At 65.7% G+C, this 24,119-nt stretch carries 26 protein-coding genes; 7 read left to right on the top strand and 19 right to left on the bottom strand.

The window, feature by feature from the left end:
- Positions 1-272: 272 nt before the first annotated feature.
- The 19 genes from PLC66_RS16580 to PLC66_RS16490 form a co-directional block, all read right to left on the bottom strand.
- The gene (locus PLC66_RS16580; RefSeq protein WP_324542369.1) at positions 273-1,049 is read right to left on the bottom strand and encodes an enoyl-CoA hydratase; all 777 of its coding nucleotides are present in this window, start codon (positions 1,047-1,049) and stop codon (positions 273-275) included.
- A gap of 53 nt (positions 1,050-1,102) precedes the next feature.
- On the bottom strand, positions 1,103-1,684 hold the full coding sequence (lptA, locus tag PLC66_RS16575) for a lipopolysaccharide transport periplasmic protein LptA (protein WP_324542367.1): 582 nt from the start codon (positions 1,682-1,684) through the stop codon (positions 1,103-1,105).
- Positions 1,681-2,256 carry an LPS export ABC transporter periplasmic protein LptC gene (lptC, locus tag PLC66_RS16570; RefSeq protein ID WP_324542365.1) on the bottom strand — a complete coding sequence of 192 codons (576 nt, stop codon included), beginning with the start codon at positions 2,254-2,256 and terminating at the stop codon, positions 1,681-1,683. Before lptC ends, lptA begins: the two co-directional genes overlap by 4 nt.
- Entirely contained in the window at positions 2,257-3,246 is a 990-nt protein-coding gene (locus PLC66_RS16565) for a KpsF/GutQ family sugar-phosphate isomerase (protein ID WP_324542363.1), read from the bottom strand.
- A gap of 137 nt (positions 3,247-3,383) precedes the next feature.
- Positions 3,384-4,022 (bottom strand): prepilin-type N-terminal cleavage/methylation domain-containing protein, encoded by a 639-nt coding sequence (locus PLC66_RS16560; protein WP_324542361.1) that lies wholly within the window; start codon positions 4,020-4,022, stop codon positions 3,384-3,386.
- 64 nt (positions 4,023-4,086) lie between these two features.
- Entirely contained in the window at positions 4,087-4,836 is a 750-nt protein-coding gene (locus PLC66_RS16555; RefSeq protein WP_324542359.1) for a type II secretion system protein, read from the bottom strand.
- Entirely contained in the window at positions 4,833-6,083 is a 1,251-nt protein-coding gene (locus tag PLC66_RS16550) for a hypothetical protein (protein ID WP_324542358.1), read from the bottom strand. The genes PLC66_RS16555 and PLC66_RS16550 overlap by 4 nt, the downstream gene beginning before the upstream one ends.
- On the bottom strand, positions 6,080-7,564 hold the full coding sequence (locus PLC66_RS16545) for an NACHT domain-containing protein (RefSeq protein WP_324542356.1): 1,485 nt from the start codon (positions 7,562-7,564) through the stop codon (positions 6,080-6,082). The genes PLC66_RS16550 and PLC66_RS16545 overlap by 4 nt, the downstream gene beginning before the upstream one ends.
- A 3-nt stretch (positions 7,565-7,567) precedes the next feature.
- Positions 7,568-8,767, bottom strand: a complete 1,200-nt coding sequence (locus PLC66_RS16540; RefSeq protein ID WP_324542354.1) for a type II secretion system F family protein — start codon at positions 8,765-8,767, stop codon at positions 7,568-7,570.
- Complete coding sequence (locus PLC66_RS16535) at positions 8,764-10,467, bottom strand: GspE/PulE family protein (RefSeq protein WP_324542352.1); 1,704 nt, start codon at positions 10,465-10,467, stop codon at positions 8,764-8,766. Before PLC66_RS16535 ends, PLC66_RS16540 begins: the two co-directional genes overlap by 4 nt.
- A complete protein-coding gene (locus PLC66_RS16530; RefSeq protein WP_503012229.1) occupies positions 10,464-10,997 on the bottom strand; it encodes a type II secretion system protein GspD in 534 nt (177 codons plus the stop codon). Before PLC66_RS16530 ends, PLC66_RS16535 begins: the two co-directional genes overlap by 4 nt.
- Before the next feature lie 404 nt (positions 10,998-11,401).
- Positions 11,402-11,524, bottom strand: coding sequence for a hypothetical protein (locus PLC66_RS16525; RefSeq protein WP_324542350.1), 123 nt, complete (start codon positions 11,522-11,524; stop codon positions 11,402-11,404).
- A 442-nt stretch (positions 11,525-11,966) separates the two neighbouring features.
- Entirely contained in the window at positions 11,967-12,794 is an 828-nt protein-coding gene (locus tag PLC66_RS16520) for a type IIL restriction-modification enzyme MmeI (protein WP_324542395.1), read from the bottom strand.
- A gap of 293 nt (positions 12,795-13,087) precedes the next feature.
- Positions 13,088-14,359 (bottom strand): DNA methyltransferase, encoded by a 1,272-nt coding sequence (locus PLC66_RS16515; protein WP_324542348.1) that lies wholly within the window; start codon positions 14,357-14,359, stop codon positions 13,088-13,090.
- Complete coding sequence (locus tag PLC66_RS16510) at positions 14,286-14,768, bottom strand: type IIL restriction-modification enzyme MmeI (RefSeq protein WP_324542346.1); 483 nt, start codon at positions 14,766-14,768, stop codon at positions 14,286-14,288. Before PLC66_RS16510 ends, PLC66_RS16515 begins: the two co-directional genes overlap by 74 nt.
- A gap of 93 nt (positions 14,769-14,861) precedes the next feature.
- Positions 14,862-15,104 carry a hypothetical protein gene (locus PLC66_RS16505; RefSeq protein WP_324542345.1) on the bottom strand — a complete coding sequence of 81 codons (243 nt, stop codon included), beginning with the start codon at positions 15,102-15,104 and terminating at the stop codon, positions 14,862-14,864.
- Between the two features lie 31 nt (positions 15,105-15,135).
- Positions 15,136-15,573 carry a thermonuclease family protein gene (locus tag PLC66_RS16500; RefSeq protein ID WP_276662086.1) on the bottom strand — a complete coding sequence of 146 codons (438 nt, stop codon included), beginning with the start codon at positions 15,571-15,573 and terminating at the stop codon, positions 15,136-15,138.
- Positions 15,573-15,839, bottom strand: a complete 267-nt coding sequence (locus tag PLC66_RS16495; protein WP_276662089.1) for a helix-turn-helix domain-containing protein — start codon at positions 15,837-15,839, stop codon at positions 15,573-15,575. The genes PLC66_RS16500 and PLC66_RS16495 overlap by 1 nt, the downstream gene beginning before the upstream one ends.
- Before the next feature lie 30 nt (positions 15,840-15,869).
- Positions 15,870-16,190 carry a hypothetical protein gene (locus PLC66_RS16490; protein ID WP_324542343.1) on the bottom strand — a complete coding sequence of 107 codons (321 nt, stop codon included), beginning with the start codon at positions 16,188-16,190 and terminating at the stop codon, positions 15,870-15,872.
- Positions 16,191-16,283: 93 nt separating this feature from the next.
- Here PLC66_RS16490 and PLC66_RS16485 point away from each other — a divergent pair, with 93 nt between their 5' ends.
- From PLC66_RS16485 to PLC66_RS16455, 7 genes are all read left to right on the top strand, one after another.
- Entirely contained in the window at positions 16,284-16,952 is a 669-nt protein-coding gene (locus PLC66_RS16485) for an SOS response-associated peptidase (protein WP_324542342.1), read from the top strand.
- A gap of 228 nt (positions 16,953-17,180) precedes the next feature.
- On the top strand, positions 17,181-17,735 hold the full coding sequence (locus tag PLC66_RS16480) for a tyrosine-type recombinase/integrase (protein ID WP_324542340.1): 555 nt from the start codon (positions 17,181-17,183) through the stop codon (positions 17,733-17,735).
- Positions 17,736-18,640: 905 nt separating this feature from the next.
- The gene (locus PLC66_RS16475) at positions 18,641-20,179 is read left to right on the top strand and encodes a S8 family peptidase (RefSeq protein WP_324542339.1); all 1,539 of its coding nucleotides are present in this window, start codon (positions 18,641-18,643) and stop codon (positions 20,177-20,179) included.
- A gap of 22 nt (positions 20,180-20,201) precedes the next feature.
- Entirely contained in the window at positions 20,202-21,533 is a 1,332-nt protein-coding gene (locus tag PLC66_RS16470) for a hypothetical protein (RefSeq protein WP_324542338.1), read from the top strand.
- A gap of 139 nt (positions 21,534-21,672) precedes the next feature.
- Positions 21,673-22,233 carry a hypothetical protein gene (locus PLC66_RS16465; RefSeq protein ID WP_324542337.1) on the top strand — a complete coding sequence of 187 codons (561 nt, stop codon included), beginning with the start codon at positions 21,673-21,675 and terminating at the stop codon, positions 22,231-22,233.
- Positions 22,234-22,237: 4 nt separating this feature from the next.
- Positions 22,238-22,624, top strand: a complete 387-nt coding sequence (locus PLC66_RS16460; RefSeq protein ID WP_324542336.1) for a hypothetical protein — start codon at positions 22,238-22,240, stop codon at positions 22,622-22,624.
- A gap of 278 nt (positions 22,625-22,902) precedes the next feature.
- Positions 22,903-23,967, top strand: a complete 1,065-nt coding sequence (locus PLC66_RS16455; protein ID WP_324542335.1) for an FRG domain-containing protein — start codon at positions 22,903-22,905, stop codon at positions 23,965-23,967.
- The last annotated feature ends 152 nt before the right edge of the window (positions 23,968-24,119 follow it).

Here is a 24,119-nt window from a genome sequence, read left to right as displayed (position 1 = left end):
GGTGAAAGCCGGGGTTGCATGCACATCGTGGTTTCATGCCACATGTTGCGTTGCAGCATGGTGCGGATTATACGGGCCCGGAATGGGGTGTCAAGCGAAATCTTGTGCATCGCACAATCGAGATTCGATTGTCTGATTCAATCATTCGTGACGGCGCTCGCAGCGCATTCCGGGACGTATCCACCGTGCCATGCAGGGCTGTGGGTCAGCGCAGCATGCAGTCATCCTGTTGCAGGAAGATGACCGCAGCCCCGGCAGGAGATTCCGCGCGATCAGTCGTGTCTGAAGTTGGCCTTGCGCTTCTCGACGAAGGCGGCCATGCCTTCCTTCTGGTCGTTGAGCGCGAAGGCGGCGTGGAACACACGGCGCTCGAACAGCAGGCCCTCGTTGAGGCTACTCTCGAAGGCGCGGTTGATCGACTCCTTGATCATCATGATCACCGGCAGCGAGTAGCTGGCGATGGTTTCCGCGGTGGCGAGCGCGTCCTCGAGCAGCTTGTCGGCCGGGACCACGCGCGCGACCAGGCCGGCGCGTTCGGCTTCGGTGGCATCCATCATGCGGCCGGTCAGGCACAGCTCCATCGCCTTGGACTTGCCCACCGCGCGCGGCAGGCGCTGCGTGCCGCCGGCGCCGGGCAGGGTGCCGAGCTTGACCTCGGGCTGGCCGAACTTCGCGGTATCGGCGGCGATGATGATGTCGCACATCATCGCCAGCTCGCTGCCGCCGCCAAGGGCGAAGCCGGCCACCGCGGCGATCACCGGCTTGCGGCAGGTCTTCACGCGCTCCCAGTTGCGCGTGATGTACTCGCTCTTGTAGGCGTCCATGTACGAGAAGCTTGCCATCGCGCCGATGTCGGCGCCGGCAGCGAAGGCCTTCTCCGAGCCGGTGATGACGATCGCGCCGATGCCCGCGTCGGACTCGAAGTCGTTCAGCGCCGCGGTGATCTCGTTCACCACCTGGTCGTTGAGCGCATTGAGGGCCTTGGGCCGGTTCAGCGTGATGAGACCGACGCGGCCGCGTTTCTCGGCAATGATCATTTCGAAGCTCATGGTTTCTCCTCGTGTGGGTGTGCTGCCCCGCGCGGGATGGCGCGCGGCGGTGTCTACTGGCCTTCGGACTTGGGCTGAATCACCGCGCGCACGCGGCTGGGCGCGGTGCCGGGCTGGCTGCCCGGGGCGTTGGTGACCAGGTAGTTCTCGGTGAGGGCGTCGTATTCGATGTAGTGGCCGCTGACCTGATCGCCGCCGCTGGTGACGCGGGCGCGGTTGAAGAGGCGCGCCTTCTCGCTGCGGCTGTCGTACTCGATGCGCTCGGCCTCGCCCTCGATGTACTGGTCGGTGGTGCCGTCGCGGCGCTGGCGGAAGGTGGCGAGGCGGTTGCCGGAGGCGGTGGCGACGCCGTTCTGGAAGCCGGCCGCATCCTGGGTGACGACCAGCTTGTCGCCGCGGATCATCAGCGTGCCCTGGGTGAGGATGACACTGCCTTCGAACACATGGACCTTGTTGCGATCGTCCACGGTGAGGCGGTCGGCCTCGATGTTGACCGGCTGGTCGCGATCGGCGCGCTCGGCCAGCGCGGGCAGCGACAGGCTCGTCAGCACGAGCAGCGCGCCGGCGAGGAGGCGGCGGCCGAAGGGGGCGCGGGGGACGCGGGCGAAGGGCAGCGTGGGGTGCGAGCGTTTCATGACGGTGATCCTTGGCGGCGGGGCATGAAGGTGCGCACCTCGCCGCTCAGTTCGAGCGTGCCGAACAGGTTGTCGGCGCGCATGCCGAGCGCGGTGGCCCGGCTGGCGCCGCGCACCAGCACCACCGGCGAGTCGGTCTCGGCGCGGTGGGCGTCGGGCCACACGGTGAGCGTCTCGGAGTCGAGCGCGAGCGGCAGATCGTCGCCCGCGCCAGGCCGGCGCACCTTGACCTCGCCGGCAAGGTCGACGCGTTCGCCGCCGGGCGACACGTCCGCGCGCGCGGCAGTGATCCGCGTCTCGCGCTGTTCGTCCTGCATGCGCAGCTGCGGCTGGTGCAGGCGGGTGATGTCGCCCGCGGGAAAGTGCTCGAGGCGATCGGCGATCAGCTCGTAACGCTGGCGGCCGTCCTCGCCGAAGCCGACGACGCGGGTGTGCTCGGCAACGAAGTCCGGCCCGGTCTGTTCGCCGACGAAAGCCGGCTCCTCGATGCGCGTGATGCGCTCGAGCCAGACCGAGGCCCCTGCCAGCGCGGCGAGCGCAAGGACCGGGAAGAGGCGCCAGGCGTCGATCAATCAGATCACCTTGGCACGCATGAGGTCGTGGGTGGTCAGCGCGCCGGCGAGCTGGCCGGCTGCGTCGACCACCAGCAACTGGCTGATGCGCATGCGCTCCATGATCTCGGCGGCCTCGACGGCCAGCGCCTGCGGCCCGATCGAGCGCGGGTTGCGCGTCATCACCTCGGTCACGCGCGCGCTGCGGACGTCGCAGCCCTTCTCGAGTGCGCGGCGCAGGTCGCCGTCGGTGAAGATGCCCTGCGGCCGGCCGTGCTCGTCCACGATCGCCGTCATGCCCATGCCGCCCGCGGTCATCGCCAGCAGGGCGCTGCTGAGCAGGGCGTCGGGCCGTACCCGCGGCACGGCGTCGGCCGCGCGCATGACGTCGCCGACATGGGTGAGCAGGCGGCGGCCGAGCGCCCCACCCGGGTGCGAGCGGGCGAAATCGTCGGCCGCGAAGCCACGCGCATCGAGCAGCGCGACGGCGAGGGCGTCACCCAGCGCGAGCGCCGCGGTGGTGCTGGCGGTGGGGGCGAGGTTGAGCGGGCAGGCTTCTTCGGCGACCGCGGCTTCGAGGTGCGCGTCCGACTCGCGCGCAAGGGGCGACTCGGGGCGGCCGGTGATCGAGATCAGGCGCGCGCCCTGGCGCTTGACCAGGGGGACGATGGTGAGCACCTCCTCGCTGGTGCCGGAGTTCGACAGCGCGATGACGACGTCTTCGGGGGTGATCATCCCCAGGTCGCCATGCGCGGCCTCGGCCGCGTGCACGAAATAGGCCGGTGTACCGGTGCTCGCCAGGGTGGCGGCGAGCTTGCGCGCGATATGGCCCGACTTGCCGATGCCGGTGACGATGACCCGGCCACGACGCCTGAGGATGATGTCGACGGCGTGTTCGAATTCAGCGCCGAGGCGATCGGCGAGTGCGGCCACGGCCTGGGCTTCGATGCGCAGGACGTTGCGCGCGAGGGCGACGGCGCGGCTGTCGGCAGGTTCGGGAGTTGGGTCCATGCGGTCCATGCATATAACGGGCACAAAGGGTGGCGCGATGCCCCTGATATGGCGCGCGGCGCCGGCTGCAGCGGCGCAATTGTATAACAAGCGCCGGCGTGCCGCCCGCGCCGCCCGCGCCGCCCCGCACCGCGATGCTAGAGGCTCGCACACACCGTGTGGCTGGCGGCCTCGTCGAGCGGATTGCCCGCCGACACCGCCACCAGGCCGTTGCCGCCGAGGGTGCCGGCGCGCAGCGAGCCGGTGGCGGGGTTGCCGTCGTCGAGCGCGATGTCGAGCTGGCGCACGAGCTTGCCGGGGATGGCGCCCGAGCACACCACCAGGCTGCCGGGGACCTGGAGCACGCTGCCGCCGCGCTGCACGCCGAGCCGTCCGCCGACCGCATTGCGCGGCAGGAAGGCCGCGTCGTCGGGGTCGGTGCTGCCGCTGGCGAGGTTTGCCAGGCGCAGATGCTGCCAGAAGCGCACGCTCTCGCTGCCCTGCTCATCGTCCCAGCCACCATCGATGAGGCCATTGCCATTGCCCGCCGTGGTGCATTGTGCGCCGCCGCTGCAAAGGTGCAGGCGGGCATTGCGGTCGTCGCCGGGCAGGGCGCGGAATTTGTCCTGATAGGCATGGACCATGGCGGGGATGCTGCGGAAATCCTGCGCGAGGTTCTTTACCTTGGCGCTGTCGATCAGTTCCTGCCCCTTCATGACGCCGCCGAGCAGCAGGCCGACGATCAACAGCACGACGGCAATCTCGACGAGGGTGAATCCGGACTGTGCGTTCTTCATTGCGTGCTCTCCTTCTTCCGGGTGGTGGGTGAAACGGGTTGGCAGCGGGCTCGCGCAGGCAGGCTCACAGGCCGCCGCCCTGGGCGAGGCGGGCGATCAGCAGCGGCCGGCCGATCCAGAGCAGCAGGTCGTCGAAGTCGGGGGTCGGTACCCCGGCCTGGTACTCCGCGCCGCTGGCGGCATAGCTGGCGTTGAGCCCATCGGGGCGGCGGTTGGGGCCGGTCGAGTAGATGATCGCGACCGCCTGCGAGTCGGTGGTGGTGATGCGGCTGCCGTCGTGGGAGCGGATCTGCAGGTTGGCCGCGGGCGCGGTGGCGGCGGTGATCGGCCCGGCGGCAAAGGGCGGGTCGACGCGATAGCGCCAATGGCCGGCCCAGTCGTCGGCGGCGCTGGTGCGCGGGTTTCCCCAGGCATCGGTGGCGGGCATGGCGAGGCTGCGCCAGGGCAGGCGGCCTTCGCTGGCGAAGCTGCAAGGCGGCGCGTCCTCGAGGCCATACAGCGGGCTCGTCGGGTCGGCCTCGCTGCTCGGGCAGGGCAGCCGGCCGTGGATCAGCGCGAAGCCGATGAGCGCGTGCTGGATGTCGTGCAGGCGATCGAGGCTGAGCTGGCGATCGCGGGCCTCGATGCGGCTGCCCAGCGGCACCAGCAGCGCGCTGCCGAGCAGGGCCAGGATGACGAGCACCATGGCCAGCTCGACGAGGGTGAAGCCGCGGCTGTGCGCCCCCAGGGACGCCGGCAGAGGGCTGGCTGTGGCGTGGCGGCGCGGCGCGCGCGGAGACGGTGTGGACAGAAGCGGTGCGGACAGGCGTGTCATGGCAGGCAGCGGACGACGTCGGCGGTGGCGGGCTGGTGGGGGTCGGCGACGCGAAAGCGCGCTGCGCCGCTGAAATGCGGGATGCCCTGTGACAGATGGCGGGCGTTGTCGCCCTCGAAGTACTGGGCGGGGTCGGCACGCTGCTGTGGCGTGATGCGCTGCTGCTGACCGACGCCGCTGCGGAGGCGTTCGCCCCCGAACAGGAGCACGCCGCGACAGGCCAGCGTCGCCGAGGGCGGATCCAGCTCGGCATCGATGCAGGCGCTGCCGTCGGTGCACACGGCGAAGCGGAACTGGTCGCGCCAGCGCTCGAGGCGAAGGCGATCCGGTGCCGGCAGCCCGAGCGCGGCGCCCGCGGGCAGCAGGCCGATGCGCAGGAGGCCGGCGCTGCCCTCGCTGTGGGCGGCGATGAAGTCGGCGTCGTCGAGACGGCTGGCGAGCGCATCGGCCGCGGTGGTGATCAGGGCGTCCACCTGGTCTGGGTGGTCGGCACGGCGGCGCAGGGCATCGAAGAGGTCGTCGATGCCGATCCAGGCGATGAGATCGTTGCGCCGCCCTTGCGCGCCGTCCGGCTGCTCGCCCGCGGCGACCGTGAGCGTGCCGCTGACGGTCGCCGGATAGTCGCCCTCGAGATAACTCGAGAGATCGGCGGCGGCCGACGCGCTGCCGCTGCATGCCCTGCCGGGCGCCGACGGGCGGAGCTGGCCGGGCAGGGGTGGCCCGGGCGCGAACACCACGGCGACGGCAAGGCGGTCGGGCGCGGCGGCGGCCAGCATGCGTCCGTCGGCCGCCTGCAGGGCGAACTGGCCCGCATTGTCCCAGTTCAGCAGCAAGGGCTTGGGGTTGTGCTTGATGCTGCCGGCGACGGCGTACCACAGGCACTCGCCCCAGCCGTCGCGCAGGTCGGCCAGGCCGAGGGTGCGCCAGGGCAGGCGGCCGAGGGCGCCGAGATCGCGCGCGCCGCAGGCGCCGATCGGTGTCGAGCCGCTGTTGCCGCTGTCCGGACAGGGAAGAAAACCGTAGCCCTCGCCCGGGTGGCGCTCGTCGTAGCTGATCGCATAGCCGATCAGCGCATCGCGCGCCTGCGCCAGCGCCGCCACGCTGCGCGCATGGGCCACTGCGTTGCTGCGCATGCGCAGTTCGCCGCCACCGAGCAGGCTTGCGGCAGCCAGCAGCAGGGCAAGCAGCAAGGCCGCGATCAGGGCCTGGCCGCGTACGCGCATCGGCGCGCCGAGCGCCCGTTTCATCGCGGGGTCCCGGCCGTGTCGGGGGCTGCCAGTGGGGGCCAGTGGTCGCCCACGCGCAGACGCGTGCGGCCGGCGTCGCGTGGCGACAGGCTCAGCGCAGGGTCGGGCGCCAGGCGCAGGCCGGCGCTGGCAGGGTCGGTGAGCTGGCCGTCGACCCACAAGAACACGCGGCCGTCGGGCCGGCGCAGGATACCGTCGATGCGACGGGGAAGGGGGGCGGAATCTTCCGCCGCGAGGTCCGTGGGTGGCGGGGGCGGTAGGGTCGGTTCTTCCTCCGGACTGGGCGCCGCGACGGCGGCGTCCTCTGCGTCGGGCGCCTGCGCGTGGGCCTGGGTGCCGATGTCGTCCTCGCTCCTTGCCTGCAGCGCGCGCAGCCGCGCCGCTGCGGCTTCGGCCGCCGCCGCGTGGGCGGCCTGCGCGGCTGACTGCTGCCAGTACCAGCCGCCGATCGCAACGGCGCTGACGAGGATCGCCCCCAGCGCCAGCAGTGGGCGCCGCGCGGCTCGTGCCGCTGCGTCCGTGCCGCGGCCCGCGGGCCAGCCCAGGTGCGCGGGGGCGCGACACAGCGCAGGGAGCAGCAGGGCGCTGAGTCCTTCGCCGGTGATGGCGGCGCCGCTTTCGTCGCGCAGCGCGAGCGCGCCGAGCCGTGCCGGATCGATGGCGACGGGCGCGGCTTCGTCCGTTCCCTCGCGACCCCCCTCGCCACCCCCGTTCGCGTCGCGGTCGTCCTGCCTTGTCGGCGCAGTGGCTGTGGCGAGCAGCAGCACGCCGGGCGTCTCGTCCGCCGCGATGCGGCGCTGGGCGCGCAGGTAATCGCGCGTGCGGGCGAGTTCGTGCTGCCAGCCTTGCAGTGCGGCGCCTTCGGCTTCGGCTGGCAGGCACGCACCTTCGACAAGGCGCGAGAACAGCAAGGATCTTCCCCCCAGCAGGCTGATGCGCAGGCCGCTGCGGCTGGCGCCGAGCACGAAGGTGCTGCGCGACGGCCCGGCCTGGCGGAGCGCGGCATGGCGGGTCACGCAGGGGGCGACGACGTGGGCGAGCAGGTGTGACGCCGGCACCACGCGGTCGACCCGGTGGCCCGCGCCGGTCACGGCCTGCAGCCAGGGCTCGACCAGCGCGGGGCGGTTCAGGCCCGACAACAGGAAGCGCTCGAAGCGCCGGCCGGCCTCCTGGGCGGCGTCGCCGAGCGCGGTGGCGAGCGCGAACTCGGGGCGGGCGAACCAGCTGCTCAGCCTGCGCGCGATCAGGGCGCGCCGGTCTGCGCCGCGCACGCGCGGCAGGTCCTCGATCTCGAAGGCTTCATCTGCGAAGTCGACCAGCACGCGACAGTGCGCAGCCCGCGGCCGGTCCGACAGCCAGGTGGCCAAGGCGGCGTGCTCGCCGGCGCCGAAGCGGGCCACCCGGGCAAGGCTCCGGTCATGCATTTGCCATGCGTCGAGACCGTGCGCGTCGAGCCTGAGGAGCAGGGGGTTGCGCGTCATGCTTCAGACCGGAAGGCGGGTGATGAGGTCGTAGATCGGGCCCAGCACCGCGCTCGCGATCCATAGCAGCAGGCCGCCCATGAGCAGGGTGATGACCGGCTCGGCCGCGGTCTGCAGGCGGGCGATGCCCTCGGCGACGTCGCGCTGGTAGAGGCTGGCGACCTTGGTCAGCGCGTTGTCGAGGGCGCCGGTCTGTTCGCCGAGGCCGAGCATGCGGGTGACGAGCGCGGGGAACACGCCGGCGCTCTCGAACGCCGCCGAGATCGGCCGACCCTGCTCGATGCTGCGGCGCGCATGGCGCAGGCCTTCGCGCAGGGCGAGGTTGCCGGTGGCGTCCTCGCTCGCGCGCAGGGCGTCGATGACGTTGATGCCGGCGGCGTAGAGGGTGGCGAACAGCGCAGCGAAGCGGGCCAGCGCGAGCTTGCGCAGGAGGCTGCCCACCAGCGGCAGGGCGAGCTTGAGGCCATCGGCGCGCACGCGCAGGGCTTCCGAGCGCGCCAGCGCCTGCACGGTGATCGCCAGTGCCGCGGCCATCCCCAGCAGCAGGGCCCAGCCCCAGTCGCGCAGCGCGTTCGACAGGCCGACCAGCAGGCGGGTCTGCAGCGGCAGGCTCTGGCCGCTGCTGCGCAGCAGCTTCTCGAGCTCGGGGACGACCTGGGTGAGCGCGACGATGACCGCCAGCAACAGCACGGCGCCGACGATGCTGGGGTAGATCGCGAGGCGGCGGGCGTGGCCGGCGAGTTCTTCCTCGCGGCTCAGCGCCGTGCCGATGTCGCGCACGGCTTGTGGCAGGTGGCCGGCCTGTTCCCCGGCGCGCAGCAGGCTGACGGCCACCGGCGAGAAGGCGGCGGGCTGGCGGGCGGCGGCGTCCGACAGCGGCCGGCCCTGCTCGATGTCGGCGAGCAGGGCGGCGACCACACGCTGCATGCGCAGGTCCTGACTGGCGTCACGCAGCGCGGCGAGGCTTTCGAAGGGCGGCACGCCGGCGGCGAGCAATTGCTCGAGGTGGAAGCAGAACGGGATCAGCTCGCGCCGCGGCACGCGGCGGCGGCCGAGCAGACGCGGGCGGCAGGCCTCGCCATGGATGAGCAGCAGGCCGTGGGCGCGCAGGCGGTGCTCGAGATCATCCAGGTCGATGGCTTCGAGCTGGCCGCGTCGGCGGCGGCCCTCGGCGTCGACGGCGCGGTAGCGGTGCAGCTTCATTCCGGACGGTCCGCACCGGCAGGGGATGCGATCAGCGACGAGAGGTCGACGACGCGGCCGAGTTCGCTCAGCGAGGTGCTGCCGTCGAGCACGTGGCGCAGGCCGTCCTCGGCCAGGCTGCGGTGGCCGCCGGCACGAGCGGCGGCACGCAGCTCGCCGGGGCTGGCGCGGCGGGCGATGAGCTCGTCGAGGGCGGCGTCCACATGCAGGACCTCCATGATGGCGCGCCGTCCGCGATAGCCGCCGAAGTCGCACGCGGGGCAGCCGGTGGCGTGGTACAGCACCGGCGGTGGGGCAGCGGGCGCGAGGCCGAGCAGGGCGCATTCGGCGGCGGTGGCGGTAGCCGGCGCGCGGCAGTCGGGGCACAGGCAGCGCACCAGGCGCTGCGACAGGATGCCGGCGAGATTGCCGGCGAGCAGCTCGGCGTTGAGGCCGATGTCGAGCAGGCGCGGCAGGGCACCGAACACGGTGTTGGCGTGCAGCGTGGCGAACACCTGGTGGCCGGTGAGGGCGGCACGCAAGGCCATGGTCGCGGTGTCGGCGTCGCGGATCTCGCCCACCAGGATGATGTCGGGATCCTGGCGCAGCAGGGCGCGTACGCCGTCGGCAAAGTCGAGCCGGCTGGCCTCGCCGACCTGGGTCTGGCGGATCTGGGCGAGCGGATACTCGACCGGATCCTCGAGCGTCATGATGTTGACCGCCTCGGTGTTGAGGGCATTGAGCATCGAGTACAGGGTGGTGGTCTTGCCGCTGCCGGTCGGGCCGACGACCAGGATCAGGCCCTCGGGGCGGGCGAGGATGCGCGCGAGGCTGGCGGCCTGCGCGGGCGCGAGCCCGAGGGCGTCGAGCGGCACGATGCCCTTGTCGCGGTCGAGGATGCGCAGCACGATGTTCTCGCCGTGCAGCGTGGGCTGAGTGGCGACGCGGTAGTCGATCGGGCGCCCGCCCACGGTGAGGCTGATGCGTCCGTCCTGGGGGCTGCGCGACTCGGCGATGTCCATGCCGGCCATGACCTTGAGGCGCACGACGAGCTCGGGCCAGCACGATTTGTGGATCGCCCGCACCTGGCGCAGGGTGCCGTCGATGCGATGGCGGATGCGCAGGAAGCCGGCCTCGGGCTCGAAATGCAGGTCGGAGGCGCCGCGCGCGGCGGCATCGGCGAGCAGCGCATCGACCAGGCGGACCACGAGCTGGGTGTCGCGCGCGTCGGCGCTGCCGCGCTGCTCGAGCGCACGCACCAGCGCCTCGATCGAGCTGGCCTGGCCGTAGTGCTGGTCAATGGCGCGCCCGAGTTCGCCGTCGCCGGCCAGGCGCAGCTCGATGTGCACATCGGGGCCGAGCTCGCTGCGCAGGCGGTCGAGGGCGACGATGTCGTGGGCATCGGCCATGGCGACGATGAGGCGGTGGCGGGCGGCGTCGTACTGCAGGGGCAGCAGGCGGTGGCGGCGCGCCAGCGCCTGCGGCACGCGTGCGATGGCGTCGGGGTCGGCCAGTGCGCTCGACAGATCGACGCAGGGCAGGCCGCTGCGCGCGGCAAGCGTCTCGCGCAGCGCCACCTCGCTGACGAAGCCGAGCTCGACCAGCACGCGGCCGAGCGGCTGCCTGCGCGTGGTTTGTTCGTGGAGGGCGATGCGCAGCTGGTCTTCGCCGATGAGGCCGGCGGCGAGCAGGGTCTGACCGATGGGCAGGGGTGCGTTCATGGCTGGTGCGAGTCGGCGAGTGGCGGTGGCGTCGTGTGCGCCTGCCCACCGGTGGGGACGAGCAGCGGGCGCAGCGGCAGGGCGGGGAAGTTGCGCTGGCCAGGCGAGGGCGCGCGGGTGAAGAAGTCGGCGTCGGGCAGGTGCTCGGCGTAGGCGGCGAAGTCGGTCTGCGTGCTGGGGTCGTCGATCAGCCGCGGGCGCAGGAAGATGAGCAGCTCGGTGCGACGCACCGCGTTGTCGCGACGCGTGAACAGTTCGCCCACCACCGGCAGGTCGCCGAGCAGGGGGATGCGGCCGGTGTCGTGGTCGATGCGGTCTTCCATCAGCCCGCCGAGCACCGCGATCTCGCCGCTGCGCAGGCGCAGCATGGACTCGATCTCGCGCGTGCGGATCTGCGGCACGCGGTTGGGGATGTTGCGCAGCGAGGGGTTGGGGTCGTCCTTGAAGCCGGAGATGCCGGAGATGGTCGGGCGCACGTTGAGGGTGATGTCGCCGGCGGCGCTGATCTGCGGGGTCACCGACATCACCATGCCGACCGATGACGTTATACCGAGTTAAAACGATACTATTTCCGCGTGAGTGAGTAACGGCGGGCGCTTTGTTTTAGTAGTTTACTAAACGAGCGCGGAGTGCGCTGTGGCAGCGCTTGTAGGTCCTCAAATTTGCCATCGACGCCGAGTAGCGGCGCCCCAATACAGGGCGCATGAGAAGCGTGCTGTCATGTGTGAGGTCCCACCGGGGCACGAGGGAGGCCGCAGACAACGGGAGGCAGGTCGATGAAAAGAAGGGGCCGAGCATCGTTCCACAGTTCCGGAGCAGATGCGCCGGGAGGAAGAACAGGCCTTGAAGATATAAGAGGCCGCATCGCAGCGGCCTTTCCACGAGATCTCTCTACGATCGATCTGCGGTCACCCGAGGTACGGGCGGGAGTGGATCAGAAGAGCGACAACTGCCCCGGGTGGGAGCGCCAGTGCTGGCGAACATGCTCGAGCCTGCCGAAGCGGCGCCGAGTGTAGGCCGACACAAACACGTCCCTGGCTTTGCGAAAGATGCGCATGGGCATACCTCCATCCAGAAGCGGATTGGAGGGCGGTCGGATTGCCCGCGAACCATGAAGCAGATAGACTGCTTTCGTCCTGTCAAGACTGGCGCGCAGGTGCTTGGGTCGCCCTCATTCACTTACAGACCGACGCCAATCGGTCTGCGCCAAGCAAGAAGCCTCGACGTTCGGGTTCTCGTAAAACCCAAACGTCGGGGCTTTTTTCTATGTGGTGATATGCAGCATGTTAAGGTCCTATTCTAAAAATCCGGCCGGGATTGGGTTTCTTTCTTGCTCGGCAAGGTTACAGCGGATCGGGCGAGCGAGCAAAAAAGAAATACGTTGAAAAACAATATGCTGCGAAAATTGGTGCGGAAATAAAAGTTTTCAAGAACTAGATATAGTGCTGTAAAGGCATGCAGTATTTGGCAAGGCGGACACTCAACCGGGGTGGCGAGCTTCAGCTTCGTGCAGCGCGCTGTAGGTTCACGGCCAGCAGCCGGCGCAGGATCTCATCGTCGGGCATGTCGGGAGTGTAGTCGGGCCATCCGTAGGCGGCGGCCACCGCGGCGTCAAGCACCTTGTGTGCGCTGTCGATCCATGCGGGGCGCAGGTTGTAGAGGTTCGTCAGCGCGCGCTTCTTCAGTTCGGCCTCGTGCCCCGGCTTGGGGATGATCCGATCCGGAAAGCCTGGCACGATTTCGGGGACGCGATCGACCCACTCGGCCGGGTTCAACCAGTTCTCGCGGAGCTCGTTGAGCCGGCGGGCAGCCGCGGCGATCGCTTCGACCCGGGGGCCTGTCGGCGCGCCTGCGGCCGTGTCGGCGGGCGTCACATCGGCGGGGAAAGGTAAGGTCCGAAACGTCGACTTCGATGTGTAGCTGGGGCGGTCCTCTAGGCTAGTTCCCATTCGGAGCGCCCATACCTCGTGGAGGCGGCTGTCGAGCACGCCAAAGATGACGTCGTCCGCCCGAGCTATCACCACCAGATTCTTGTCAGGAATGACCGGCGGCTTCATCCACTTGAAAACGCGGTGCTTTGCCGTTTCTGGAGTCACAATGAAGCGCTCCAGTCGGGCGATGGCGTCGAACATGGCAGGCGCCCGTCGGCCCAGCTTCCGCCAGTCGCGCTTCTCCGCCGGTGATCCAGTTGCGAGCCGCTGCTCCTTCACAAGAAGCTCGACCCGAGCATACGGGGCCTCGTAGCAGCGGGCCTCGTCCTCTGTGCGCTCACCGAAGCTGATGATCCATGACTCCGGATTCCGGCCGGTGACCGCGTCGCCATTCATCCATGGGGCGACGACGTCAGAGTTTGCCCTTCCATGCGGATTCCCGCCGCACAGCAGCAACTCGATCGCCTCCGTCCGGGTCAGGTCGAACTTCCCCTTCGTCGTGATCCCGCTGAAAGCGACCCCTTCGTTCTCTATGAGGACCTGAGTTGCCGTGAGGTCGCTGGGCGAGTCGTGTCCTCCGTCAGTAGCCGTCAGGTCTGCGTGAACCTCCTGCACTGGGCGCCCATCAAGTGCCGCGCCGGTGCGGTTCCCGAAGCAGACTAGCGACACCCGCACTGCAGCGCCTTCATTCACCCACGGCTCATCGCTCCACGCCCTGAAGATCCGGGTGCTCTCGACAATGCGGTCCAGCACCTTCCGGTTTGCTCCACCGCGGATCGAGTTCGTCGCGACGAGGCCGACTGCCTCGCAGCACTTGGCCTCGATCTGCGCCCGGGCCTTCTCGAACCAGTACAGCACGAGGTCTGCGCCCCCAGGCACCCGGCCGTCGTAGCAGGAGCGGATCCGCGCAGTTGTCTCGGCGCCGAGTTCGCTGCGCATGCGCTTGTCGCCGAGGAATGGAATGGCGGATTCCCGACGATCGCGTCCACTGCCGGCCACTCGGCCTCGCTCCCGTCCTCGTTCAGCAGCGCGTCCCAGTTCTCGATGTGGTCCAGGCGCGCGAGGATCGGGTTACGGCGGCAGTCGTAGCCGTGCTTGAGCATCCACTGGATCTCACCGATCCAGACCGTGACCCGGGCGAACTCGGCGGCGTATGCGTTGATCTCGATGCCGCGTAAGTTGTACGGGCTGGTCTCAATGGTGAGTTGGCGATGCAGGCCGAGCGCTTCGGCCTCGGGGTTCGCGCGGTGCTCGAGGTCCTTTAGGGCGCGCCGGGAGAGGTACAGGAAGTTGCCGGAGCCGCACGCGGGATCGAGGACCCTGAAGTTCTTTAACCGCTCGAGGTAGCCCAGAAACAGCGCCTGCGCCTCCTGCCCGGCTTTCTGGGAGCCTTTCCCGCCGGCGTGGTACTTCTCGACCAAGGGGGCGATTCTGGCCTTGGCTGTCTCCCATTTGCGCTCGAGCGGCTCGACGACGACGGGGCGGACCAGTTTCATGATGGTGCCTGGGTCGGTGTAGTTGGCGCCGAGCGGTGCGCGGACCTTCGGATCCAGGCCGGGCTCGAACAAGGTGCCGAGGATCGACGGCTCGATCGCGCTCCAGTCCATGCGGCTGGCTGCCAGCAGGGTGTCTATCTCGCCCGGGATCAACTCCACGACTTCCACGTGCTCGAACAGCCCGCCGTTGAAGTAGGCGATGTCCTCGAGGAGGAAGTCACCGCCCGTACGCATCGCCTGGAACATCTCCGCCATCGACACCGCGAGCTTGGCCGGGTCTCCCTGGCGCTTGGTGATGACGCGCTCGAAAAGCCTCTTCGGCAGCAGGCCGATATCCTCCGCGAACATGTAGAACAAGGATTGGATGAGGAAGTGCGCAACTTTCGCGGGGTCATGGCCGCGCTCGGCCATGGACCGCGCGACGTCGGCGAAGCGACCGGCGGCATCCGTGGTGATATCGAGCACCGTGCGGCCGGGTCGGAACTTCTCCGGGGCGGTGATTCAGGCGGATCGTGTAAGTCTCGCTCGGGGTGCCAGTGAAGTGGGTGTGGATCTGGGTGATCGCGCGATTGCTGACGACAAGCAGGGGCGGGTTGTCGAGCGCGAGCGCGTAGGTCATGAGCTGACGCAGAGCGCCGGAAAGGTCACCGTCAGGGCCTTTGTTCTCCCAGCCGAAGTGGCCACGTTTCCACACGTCGGCCCAGCCGTGGCCGGCACCGGTGCGGGTGGCGCCGCGCTCGAAGCAGTAGCTGTCCGGATCGTTCGGCGGCTCTACGCCGAGCATGCTGCACAGGTCGAGGAAGAAGGCCTGAGAGCCGGAGCGCTCGGAGAGCGGGTTGTCCTTCCACTTGGCGATGAACTGGGCTGGGGTCATGGGCTGCTGCTTCGTTGGGCGCTGATGAGCTTTCAACGCGTAAGCATAGCAGGCTCGCATGTCCGACCTACGCGGCGCCCCAGTGAAGCCGCTTCACTTCTGAATCTGCAGGCACTCGAAGTTGATCGAAGGTATGCCCTCCGACGTGTCGTTCCTGACACCCTGCTGCTTTCTTGCACGCCCGGCCAAGACGATTGTCTGCCTTGCCAGCAGCTCGCCAGCTTGTGTGCAGCGCTCCTTGGATGTGAAGCCCTGCACGATCACGGGGGAGATGTCGCGGATCTCTCCTGGTGTCGTTTTCAGGGTGAGAGCGAACAACAGTACCCATTCAAACATCAATTTCTCCTGATTGATTTCGACAACAGCCTCAGCCGCGATTGGCTCGCTGCCCGCTGCGCCACGTCCAAGGCGATACGGCATGCGGATCGCGCCAGAGCCCGCGTCCGTTGCTGCGCGCCTCATCCTGCAGGCGGTACAAGGTTTTGTCCTTCGCGTAGCGGTCATACACCCACGCCATGCCGCGGCGCACCTGGGCGGCGTTCGCATCCACGCCCGCGCAGGTGACCCGGCCGACGATGCGCTTGTAGCGGTCGACGTCCTCTACCCTCACCTCGGCGCGCTTCTCGTGGCACAACTCGCCGAGGGACTGCCTGGAGCGGGTGCCAAAAGGCTGCTTCTTCTCGGGGGCGTCGATCTCCGCCAGTCGGATCTTGACCTGCTGAAAGTCCTCGTTCAGCACGGTCAGCGTGTCGCCGTCGGCGATCGCCACTACGAGGCCGACGATGAGCGCTGCGGTGCCCGGCACTACTTGGCCTCGGCCTTAGTGGTCTTGGCCTTCCTCTTCGGCCTCCCGTGCGCGCGCAACTCGTCGAAGATCGCCGCGGCCTTCGCGTCGGTACCGAAGGCGATGTTCAGCAGCACCTGGACGGGGTTGGGGATCTCGCGACCGGACTCGTATCGGCTGCCGCCGCTCTGAGTCGTCTGGAAGGGCGTCCAAAACTCCAGCTGGTTGAGGCGTAGCTTGCGGCGCAGTTCGCGGACCTCGGCGCCGGTGTAAATCTTGAGCTTCATGGCGGACTTTCGATTTTCCAAAGGCATATTCTAGCGCGGCCAGTTCCAATGCTTCAGTCCGTCGTGGCCGAGTACCTGGTCGAGGGGCGTGACCTCCCACTCCTGCAGCACGGCGCCGCCGCGGTACTCCTCGAACCCACGAATGAGCATGCCGCCGACGCCCGGTTGAACGGCAACCACGCGAGCGTCGTGGAGCAAGTATCTCGGGCCGGCGTTCGCCAGTGGCTGGTGCAGCTCGAACTTGCGGCCCTTCGACTGCAAATCACCGACCGCCTGGTGCTCGGGCCGACCGGCTTCGTGGTCTGGAATGCGGCGACCACCTTGGCGCAGGCGGCGGATGCGAACGAACATGGTGGCGCGTTATTGGCTGTACGAAAATACAGTTTAGCCGGGCTCGTTCGACCGGTGTAGGGTGTCGTGACAACGTACTGACCGGAGACTGTGATGTGCGGTCGCTATGCCCTGCACGGTCCTCAATCGCGCCTGCGAGAGCAGTTTGGCGTGGAGCCGGCCGACCTCGAGGAGCGCTACAACATCGCGCCGTCGCAGGACGCGCCGATCGTGCGCTGCGGTGCCGACGGAGAGCGCGAGTTGATTCCCGCACGCTGGGGCCTGCTGCCGTCCTGGGTGAAGGAGCCTGGCAAGCTCGCCCAGCCTATCAACGCGAAGGTCGAGACCGCGGGCCAGAAGCCGATGTTCAGGCACGCGTTCAAGCGGTCGCGCTTGCTCGTGCCTGCGTCGGGGTTCTACGAGTGGGTACCGGTTGCCGGCTACAAGCAGCCCTACTTCATTCGGCCCGTCGGTGGTGAGGCGCTGTTCGGCTTCGGTGGGCTCCTCGAGCACTGGGAGGGGCCTACGGGGTCGGTCCTCACCTTCGCGGTTCTGACGACTGCGGCGAATGAATTGATGCGGCCTATCCATGATCGGATGCCGCTCATCATCCGGTCCGAGGACTACGCCGCTTGGCTGGATCCTGGTGTTACCGACGCGAAAATTGTGCTCGAGCGCGTCGGTGACTACCCGTCAGCGGAAATCGAGGCCTATCCGGTGGGTCGGGCGGTGGGGAGTCCGCGGGCGCAGGGACCGGGCCTAGTCAGGCCGCCGTCGACTTAGCAGATTTTTGATCTCTGCACCTGCAAGTAGCCGGCGCATTTCAGGATCGCCAACTTTGGAGTGTATCGGGGTTGCCCCTACCGGTGACCCGTTGTGTTGGCTGTGTTGGGGCGATTCAGCCACGGGGTGCCTGGACAAACTTGAGTGAGTCATCTAATGTCAAGCGACTGTACCTCAGGCACGCTGAGGCTTCCTCGCTCGCCTTCCTGCCTTGCCGCGGAGAAAACGATGAATCATCGCAATCATCTCACTGTGCCCGATATCGAGCGTCTCATCGCCGCCACCCACGGCAGCCCAACCGCGGCGCGCGACCGTTGCCTCATATGTCTGATGTCCGATCAGGGGCTTCGATTGAGTGAGGTGTGCTCGCTTAAATTGGAGCACGTCGATCTGACCAAGCGGGAGTTGCAGGTGCCCCATTACAAGCTAGGAGTGACTCCGCTGGAGGAAGGCTTCATTGCGACACACCCCCTGCAAAGTGATCACTTGCATGCCTTGGAAGTTTGGCTTAAGGAGCGTGCCTGCTTGGCGCCAGAGGGCGATGCCTTGTTCGTGTCGGAGGAGGGACTTCCTCTGAACGGTCGGGCCATCTCTAACGCGATCAAGCTTTGTGGGCGAGTTGCGGGGTTTGATTTTGAACTACACCCGCGCATGCTGAGGATCGCTCGAGCAAGAGAGAGTTCTTGGACACCCGGTCTCCAAGACTTTCTTACGAAACCACTCAGCATCAGAATGACTATGTTCTACATTGGGAAGGGGCCGCTGCCGCGCGCCTCGTCCTAAGACGACATAAGGATCTTGCCTCCTCGCGTAGGAGTCGTAGTCACCAACGGCATGCCTGGACCCACTCAAGCGACATTTGCATCAACGCAGCGTACGTGACTAGGGTCTGTTGACAACATGCGACCGAAGGCCTCGAAGGTCCCGCGGGGAAGGCTCGGCTGGATTCGACCACAGCGGTCATAGAGGCTTCCGCAAAGCTGCCGATCAGCCGGACGGGTCTCCCGCGAGTTTCGCTTCTCGGAAGCTGCCGTTCGCCGCCTCACACACTCGGCCACGACCCGCCGTTCGGCCCGCAGGTAGAGTTGCCGCTTGAACGGCCGCTCCACTTGGGCTGCTGCCATTCGGTTAGTCCCCTGTCCGTTTTGTCCAAAGTACGGCAAGAAGGACGGGCTCGAAGCCTCGTCGTTGCTGGGGATGGCGCCCAGCTATTGGACAAAATGGTTCATTTTGTCTAATCACGACGCGCCATGCCCCTCAACGACCTCTCTGCCGGCCCACTCATGGCAGGCAGCAGGCGGCCAGAAGCGGCCGGTGACCGTTACATTCCCCTTGGTTGTCGATCGCGCTTGTCTATGTGTAAGCGATCACATGCCGAAGGGGTCGGTCGGAGCCTGCTATTGGCATTTGCATTTCTCTTGAATTTCGACAGCCGCCGACTATCGTGGATCAATAATGTGAAACGCGACCTTTCTCGGAAAAGGTGAAGCTCTGTTGGGTGAAAGTGCGCTAGGCAAACTGAGAGTACAGTCATGCCCTCCAAAAGTAAGATGGTCAGCAAGGATTCCGACAAAGGGCCTTCGCGCACCAAGCCTCGATCGAAAAGTGCCACCCAGCAGAGGAGCGCTGCAGCACCTGCAGACGTGGGGGACGCTGAACGTGCTAGTCGCGAGCGCATACAGCGCACATTGATCAAGACCACCATCGCATTGCCGCTGCTCGATAAGTTAAGTGACGAAACCCGGGGCAGAGTTGGCGGCGAGGCCGAGGCGTTTGACGTCATCATTGATGCGAACCTTGACCACCCTGCGGGACGCAGGGTGGCGCGTGAGTGGACGATCGCCACCCTGGCGAAACTCCTTGGTGCATCCGACCCTTTGGCCGACCCCCGATTCAAGGGCGAGAAGAACAAGGATCAGCTCCAGTACGTATTTGCGCGGATTCCGGGCAGCATCATCCGGGAGATCGTCCTGTGCGACGCGATGAGCAACGCCGAACTGACAGGGCGCGGACTGCCGACTAAGGACGTGCCTGCCTCTTGGGATGCCTCCAAGCCTGCGCCGCGCGCCATCTATCAGATCTGGGAAGACTTCGAAATCTTTCCGCTCATCTACGGCTCGATCGCGACGGTGAAGGCGGACGCCGGGCGTGCCGCATTCCGGGCTGCCGGCGAGGACGTGGTGTGGGCCGTGGTGGATTCTGGGGTCCACAAGCACAAGCACTTCGAGTATCACGCCAACCTCGTCGGCATCGTCGAGGCGTGGCATCGAGACTTCACAGGTCACGATGACCCTCTCGCGGACGATTTCGGGCATGGCACACACGTCGCGGGAATCATCGCCGGGGAGATACCTGCCCAGCCCAACGTTACCCGTCATCCGGACATAGTTGCGTTCCAGCGCGTACTGAAGGCCGATAGCGAGGACAGCGAGCGGGAGATCACGCTCGAACGCATCAAACTGGACTCGATTTCGGGTATGGCGCCCAAGGCGAAGATCGTGAGCTTGCGCGTACTGGACGAGAAGGGCCGCGGCCAGGTCAGCAACATCATTGCCGCGCTCGCCCACGTCCAGGAAATCAATGCGTACGGCCGCCGCATCCGCATTCACGGGGTGAACCTCTCCGTCGGCTATCCCTTCGACCCCGAGTGGTTCGCCTGCGGGCAGAGCCAGCTTTGCGTGGAGGTCGATCGTCTCGTGCGCTCGGGGGTCTCTGTGGTGGTGGCTGCGGGAAACACGGGCTACGGCACGCTCGCCACCGAGGCGCTCGGGCCACGCAAGGCCGGAATGGCACTCACAATCAACGATCCCGGCAACGCGCAACTTGCGCTCACGGTCGGCTCCACGCACCGCACCATGCCGCACGTGTATGGCGTTTCCTATTTCTCCGCGAAGGGACCGACCGGTGACGGCCGGCCAAAGCCGGATCTACTCGCGCCCGGTGAGAAGGTACTCTCGTGCGCGGCCGGCGGGTTCGTGCGCAATGTCATGGACAAGCTGCCAGAGGGCAGCCCCGAACCGAACTACGCCGAATACTCCGGCACTAGCATGGCGGCGCCTCATGTCGCCGGCTGCATCGCATCGTTCCTGTCGGTAAAGCGCGAATTCATCGGTCAACCCGAACGGGTCAAGGAGATTTTTCTGCAGACAGCGACCGATCTCGGCCGCGAGCGCAGCTTTCAGGGGCGTGGGCTGATCGATCTGATGCGAGCCATCCAGTTCGTCTGAGTTCACCGAGAGGAGATATGTGATGAAGAGCATTCCGGCATTTCCGTATTTCCCCGTTCAGTTCAACAAGGAGGCGACGGTGGTCTCGCAGGCCGAAGTGAAAGCGCTCACCCGCCATCTCGGCCAAGCCGGCACGACCGACCTGATCGTCATTTCGCATGGGTGGAACAACGACATAGCTGAAGCGGACGCGCTGTACGAGAAGTTCTTCTCGAACGCGGCCGACCTGCTTGCCAAAGGCAAGGTTCCCGCAGTCGCGGGCCGAAAGTTTGCCGTCATGGGCGTTCTGTGGCCGTCGAAGAAGTTCGCCGACAAGGAGCTGATCCCGAGTGGCGCAGCCGGGATCGCAAGTACGGTCGAAGTCGCCGAGCTGCGGACGAAACTCGACACCCTCGCCGATGCGTTCGACACACTGGATGCGACGAGGAAGATTCAGCAGCTGAAAGCCCTGCTCCCCAAGCTCGAAGACAGCGACGCGGCATGCCGCGAATTCACCGAGGTCGCGCGTGCGCTCGTGCAACCCAGCACTGGGGACGACGAGGACGGCTCGCGTGATTTCATGAGTATGAAGCCGCTCGACCTGTTCAGGACACTCACTCAGCCAATCTCCTACGTTGCCGTGCAGGCCCCGGACACAAGCGGCGGCGCAGCGGGATTAGGGATCGGAATCGAGACCGGCAACGCAGCCGGACTCGGCGACTTTGTCAGCGGCGTGCTGTCAGGCGCGCGCAACCTCCTGAATCTCACAACTTACTACCAGATGAAGGAGCGCGCAGGACGCATCGGCGCAGAGGGGGTAAACCCGATCCTTCGCAGAATCTGCGCCGCACACTCAGCGCTTCGGATTCATCTCGTGGGCCACAGCTTCGGCGGTCGTGTCGTCACGGCGGCCGTGGCCGGGGTCGATGACGCGACGGTGCTTTCCGCCAACTCGGTGAGCCTGCTGCAGGCTGCCTTTTCGCACCACGGTTTCGCCACGAACTGGGATGGCAAGGGCGGCAACGGTTTCTTCCGACGGGTCGTAGGGAGGAACGCAATCTCCGGTCCGGTCATCATCACGTGCACATCGAACGACAAGGCGGTGGGGATCGCCTATCCGATCGCATCGCTGGTTGCCGGCCAGACGGCTGCGGGTCTCGGCGACAAGGACTCCAAGTACGGTGGAATTGGTCGCAACGGTGCCCAGAAAACCCCCGAGGCGGTCGATTCTGAATTGGTCGAGGTCGGCGCCTCCTATGCCCTGCAGCCCGGCAAGCTGCACAATCTGAACGCCGACGCATTTATCAAGGATCATGGGGACGTAAGTAACTCACGCGTCGCTTATGCAGTGCTGTCTGCGGTGGCAGCGACTTAACGTTTTCCAATCACGTTCATCTTATCCAGTGTTTTCATTCGGCGGCACCAGGGACACCAAAGAGGCTTTGAATCCAGCCAGTCTGAAACCCTAGGAATGAGCATGTCCGAGCATCGTGATCTACACATGGAGGCGATCAATGCCCGCAACCTATTACTCGACTACCACATTTCTGACGCTCTCCATAAACAAGCACCTATACAGCGGCAAGCATTTCACGTACGTCGCCGAGGGGTTCTACCCATACGGAAAAGGAAATCCTAAGTCATCGAATCCGCTGCTGATCTTCACCGACCTATATCAACCTTGGCAGGATCGGGATCCATACGACAAATTCATTGCGCAGCATCGAATGTCGGTTCGCAAAGGCGTTCTTGCCAAGAAGAATGACGGAGCGATCTCCAAGCGCATAGCGAAGGATCTCAACCGGGTTGCCGACCGCATTAATCTCGATTTTTTTTACCCGGTGGTCTACAGAATTAATACTGATATCAATTCGTTAGTCGCCGCAGGGAGAGCGGTATTGGCGGGCTCCGGGTTAGCTGGATCAAGCGAGTATCTAATTCAGGAGCTCGACAATTCGGAGTTCGATATCTACTTTGACGACAATCAGTCGACAAAATACGGGAACTTGAGAAACCCCACTGGGTACTACTCAAGCCACGCACTTGCCGTGAACGACCTTTTGGCATGGAGCTGATAAGATGAGGTTCGAAAATCTACCCGAGCAGCATTTCTCACAGCTAAAGAACATCGAGGACTTCAACAACTACGCGGACGGACTAGTTCTGCTCGATGACTTGCTTTGCAGTTACGACTCGGTGCCCCGGTATCCGGAGTATTTGCCATCTGGAATGAACATCCGACAAGCGGGAACTCCAGAGCTCCTTTCGGAGCCAATACGTCAGTGCATCAATAACATCACCTCCATCGATCTACGCTCGAATCTGAAACTCAATTTCGAGACAGCGCAGACGCTGTACGACGAGCGCGGGACGAGGCAGACTGAGATTTTCGACTTCCTAGCTGAACTTGTTCGGCAATACTCGGAAGTGATTCATCCAGCAGTCTATCCGGATATTGTCGGCTGACCGCGCAGTTCATCTCGGGCCCGGCCCGTCGGAGACCGACCGAACTGCCGTTCGACCAAGAGTTGGTGCGGCAGGTCTCGGTGCAGGGGCCTAACGCGGAGTCCCGATTACAAACTACCTGTGACCGTTACGTTTAACTTTCAGGTCGTTATTGCTCGTCTATCTTGAACACGTGGATGGCATGCGGCTCTTTTCGGCCATGAGCCGAGTGTAAATTGACACTACCGTTTTTTTCTGATTGTTAGAGATCAGAGCAGCCAACGGCTCGGGCGACAGCGATGAAGACCATCCTTGACATCGTGCATGATTTCCGGGAATCCGACCCCCCGCTGATCTATCTGGGCCAGGATGATCCTGTCGCCTACGGCAAATTCCTTGAATTCGAGGTTGTGCATTGGAACGGCACAACACGAATTGTCCCGAGTGAGTCTCTGAATCTCCCCGGGCGGCCCGGCAACCGTTCGTACATGTACAGAGGTCAAACCACCCGATATCCAACTTGCGAGCCTTCTCTGCTTCGGGATGTTCCAAACGACGAGTGGCAGATCAAGGCACGGTTGACCCTTGAGCGATTCAGGGTTGCAGAACTTGAGTTGGTTCTAAGAGACCACCCATTCAAGAACGTTTCGGACAAGCGTGGATTCCACGTGGACTATCACGGCCTCGCTCAGCACTACGGTATACCAACATCTTTGCTGGACCTGACGTCGAACGCCGAAGTCGCTGCTTTCTTCGCGGTCGCGAGATGGGATAAGAAATCGAACTCCTTCCATCCAATGGAGTCGGGGACCGGTGTCATGTATCGCTTCGATTGGGCTGCCTTCGGTCCCGGATATTCAAATTTTTTCGAGCCCGTGGGGTTCGGGCCGGGGTTGAGGCCTGCGCGTCAGCACGCTTGGACGTTTCGACTGCGGCCAGGGGTGGATTTTCAGCAACTTCCCCATGTGTCGGCAGTCGAGTTCACTCATTCGAAAGCGGCGTCCGAAGAACTCTTCGCGAGATTTGACGACGGCGCCTGGTTGTACCCACCGGACTGCCTCGCATCTCTCGTCGAAAGGCTCCGTGACCTACCGTTCGTCACAATGCATGCCATCCGACATGCGGCCAAGCAGGACGGCCAGCCGCCGGAGGCGATAGAACCGAGCGCGGAAAGAGCTGCTCATTTCCTCAACGCGATACTTGGGCTAGACATAGTGGACGGGTACGAGCTTCAACTGGAAGAGGGCGATCTCAAGGTTGCACGGAGCCAGGCATTAACGCTAGACGATGCCCTCGGGAAGCTTCGTTTTGGTTGGCGCCTTGTTGGGACGCGACGAGAGAACAGTGACGAAGAGCCGCTATAGTGAAGTGCTCTCTAATGGTTGCAGCGGAACAAACTCCGCGCCTCCGCTGAACCGGAACGTCGAGTGACCGCTTTTCGCCGAAGCCGATGTCGGCTTCGGGTCGCTATGCAAATCTCTCCATAATGAAGAGAGTCTTTTGCCTGGCGGACGCG

Origin of the sequence: Thauera sp. (assembly GCF_035444905.1) — a bacterium.
Taxonomy (GTDB): domain Bacteria; phylum Pseudomonadota; class Gammaproteobacteria; order Burkholderiales; family Rhodocyclaceae; genus Thauera.
The sequence above is the reverse complement of the archived record's forward strand: the minus strand, read 5'-3'. Positions and strand labels throughout refer to the sequence as shown.